The organism is Candidatus Equadaptatus faecalis, from assembly GCA_018065065.1.
Taxonomy (GTDB): domain Bacteria; phylum Synergistota; class Synergistia; order Synergistales; family Synergistaceae; genus Equadaptatus; species Equadaptatus faecalis.
In genome coordinates this window covers 1-3269 of the sequence record JAGHTZ010000076.1, presented here as the reverse complement: position 1 = coordinate 3269, position 3269 = coordinate 1, and the positions used below count along the sequence as shown (strand labels likewise).

At 46.7% G+C, this 3269-nt stretch carries 2 protein-coding genes; one reads left to right on the top strand and one right to left on the bottom strand.

What is annotated here, in order from left to right; all coding sequences use genetic code 11:
- The first annotated feature begins 204 nt into the window (after nucleotides 1-204).
- Complete coding sequence (locus KBS54_06120; GenBank protein ID MBQ0055700.1) at nucleotides 205-1482, top strand: ATP-binding protein; 1278 nt, start codon at nucleotides 205-207, stop codon at nucleotides 1480-1482.
- Between the two features lie 475 nt (nucleotides 1483-1957).
- Here the strand turns inward: KBS54_06120 and KBS54_06115 are convergent.
- The coding region (locus tag KBS54_06115) for an S-layer homology domain-containing protein (GenBank protein MBQ0055699.1) at nucleotides 1958-3269 on the bottom strand (1312 nt) is incomplete at its 5' end.

Here is a 3269-nt window from a genome sequence, read left to right as displayed (position 1 = left end):
TCGCATCGCCTGCCGCGACCGCGCGGGCGACCATTGCCGCTACTTCATAACGCGTTGCCTGCTGGGCACCTTTGAATGCGCCGCAAATTGCAAGTGAATTTTGCATAAAATTGTCTTAAATATGAGGTAATATTTTTTATAAATATGATACAATAGATTTGCCGAATATGAGGTAATAGTATTTATATGTGAGGAGGGTTCCGGATGGCTAACGCAGCTTATCTGCCCAGAATAATTGATGACAGAGTAGAAAACTATCTTAATGCGTTTGGCGCTGTCTGTATAGAAGGGCCAAAATGGTGCGGCAAAACGTGGACTTCCGCACACCATTCAAAAAGCGCGTTTTACCTTGCTGACCCTGCCAACAATTTCAGAAACAGGCAGCTTGTCAACTATTCTTTGGATTATGCGCTGCAGGGCGGAACGCCAAGGCTTATTGACGAATGGCAGGAATATCCGCAGCTTTGGGACGCTGTCCGCATGGAGGTAGATAAACGGGCTGACACGGGACAATTCATTCTGACAGGCTCGTCAACACCTGTGCACAAGGGCATACTTCACAGCGGTGCCGGAAGAATAGCGAAAATTTCAATGCACACTATGTCGCTGTACGAAGCAGGAAAATCTACGGGGGAAGTATCGCTGAAAGACGTTTGCGAAGGCAGAGAGATAAAGCCCGGGGCAGTCACAGACAGTTCGCTTGAGCAGCTTGCGGAATATATAATATGCGGCGGCTGGCCTGCTTCCGTAACGCTGCCTTTTTCCAAAGCAAAGCTGATTCCCGAAAAATATTTGCAGGCTGTTCTTGACGAAGACATCTACAAACTTGATGAAATCAACCACAATGTACGCAAAATGGAGCTTTTGCTGAGGTCGCTTGCGAGAAACGAGTCCACAACAGTTTCAATTCGCAAATTGTGTGACGACATCTCGGAAAATGAGACCGCAACGGTTGACGCCAAGACTCTTGCCGGTTATCTTGACGTATTCAAACGACTTTTTATTACCGACAACCAGCAGCCGTTTTCAACAAACATTCGCTCATCTGTACGCATTAAACAGGCAGAAAAGAGACACTTCTGCGACCCTTCGCTTGCCGCGTGCCTGCTGAAAAGCACAGTTTCAGGACTCATAAACGACCTGAAAACTTTCGGCTTTTTGTTTGAAGCGCTTTGCGAAAGAGACCTTCGAATATATGCCGAAAGCATGGGAGCAAATTTGTATCATTACAGAGACTATGCAGACAATGAAATAGATGCCGTTATAGAGCTTGAAGACGGTAACTGGTGTGCCTTTGAAATCAAACTGGGAGCGCACCAGACAGACGTTGCTGCCAAACAGCTGATTAAACTCAAAAACAAGATTTCAGAAGAAGGCGGCAAACTTCCCGCAGTTCTTGGTGTTATCACGGGAACATCAAACTTTGCCCATCAACGCGAAGACGGAGTTTGCGTTATACCGATTACGGCGCTGAAAAACTAAATAAACATTGTCAACTGCGGGAAGAGATAATCAAGAACCATAAAGGGTTTCTTTTTTTCTAGCCACTCCTGTTCAAAAACTCTGCATATATATGCAATCTTTTCGAATAGTTATCCTAAATCGGAATTTGACAGTATAATTTAACAGTTGTCGCACTCCTATTCTGGCAGCAGAAAGGAGGTGTAGCTATGAAGACAAGACTCGTCACGTTTCTCGTATCTGTCATGGCAAGTGTAGTCGCATTCTACATTTGCAAATGGCTGGACAGACACAAATAGGCGGCAGCCAGCCTAACAAAGAGCCTCCGATCGCACTCGGAGGCTCTTCTGTGTAGCTATGAAAGACTCATCACGTTGTGTTGCTTACGTTTGTAATTATAACATTGAAAAACAAATCGTCAACCACAAAAAAACAGGAACCCCCGTAAGGGTTCCTGTTTAGTTAGACAAAGTTTTCTAAGTTAGTTTAACCTAAATTAGAACTTGACGTCGGTCTGGAAGAAGATGACGTTGTCTTTGCCATGCTGGCTACCACCGTGGCATGTTGTACCACTGTAGACATTGTCACCGTAATCAAGTGAGTCATAGGCGAGCATGAATGTGATTGCAGGGTTAAGTTTGTATTTAACGCCGAGTCCCCATTCTTTTGCGTTGTCAACGCCATCTGTACCGAAGTCAGCAAACGTGAAGCGGAGGAATGTGCTCCATTTCTTGTTCCATTTCTGCTCTGCTCTGATGTACCATGTTTTGGTAACTTCGTTGTTAATCGGACGTACCCAGTAAACTGAAGGTTCGCCTGATTTGCCGCCGAGTGAGTAGCAGTAGTTGTCATCGCCTGCGCCGTTGTCGCCGCCGAATGCATTCTTCATCTGTGAATATTCAACCCAGAGATCTGTGAACTTAAGAACGCTCTGTTTGACGTCAAGGATGGCTTTCCATGCATACTGGCTGTCTTCAATCTTAATACCATCAAGTGTTGTACCGTTGCTGAGTTTCTGCCAGTAGTAGATTCCTTTGAGGGCTATACCATCGGTGAACTTGTATCCGGCTGTGAGACCGTAGGTCTGCATGTTGTCAATTGACTTTCCTGAGGCTGAAGCTTCGGCACCGTCACCCTGCTGCCAGTAACCCATTGCACCAAGTGTGATTTTGTCTGTCGGCGTCCATTTGAGGTTTGCCGCATAGAGGAAGTTTTTACCGTTGCCGAACCCCTCTGCAACATATGAACGCGGTGCGCCTGACTGGTTGCGTCCGATTACACCGTCAAACTGGACCTTGCTCCATTTTTTGGTGAACCAGAAACCGTCATAACGCCAGTCGCCCATGAGTGCGTTGGTATCATAGAGGTCATACATGCCTTCCCAGTCGAACTGTGTACGTCCGATTTTAAGCTGAAGTCCCCAGAACGGAAGCTTTGTGCCGACATAGAATTTGCGCATTGAGAATGCGTGCGTGTCGCCGCGACCGTCTGCATCGATTTTTTCCTGTTTGCCTTTCGGTGAAATTTTATCTACTGTTTTAATGCTTCCAGCCCAGTCTGAACCAACGCGGAACTGTGAGTCGAAATAGGTGTCTTCCGTGATCTGGCGGCGGAAGAAGAGACGCGCAACGTCTTTCGTGAATTCATACTTGCCGCGTTCTTTTGTCCATGCAGAACCAGCATCATTGTCGCCGCCTGTCATGGTAACGTCAAATTTGAAGCGTCCGCTGATCTGCCAGCTGCCGATGCCTTTTTCGAGCTTCGTTACGCGTTTGTCGAGTTTGTCGGTTTTCGCGCCGAGTGCTGCG

What these genes read in the sequence shown, in the direction of transcription:
- KBS54_06120 (MBQ0055700.1), top strand. Translation starts at nt 205, where the DNA reads ATGGCTAACGCAGCTTATCTGCCCAGAATAATTGATGACAGAGTAGAA.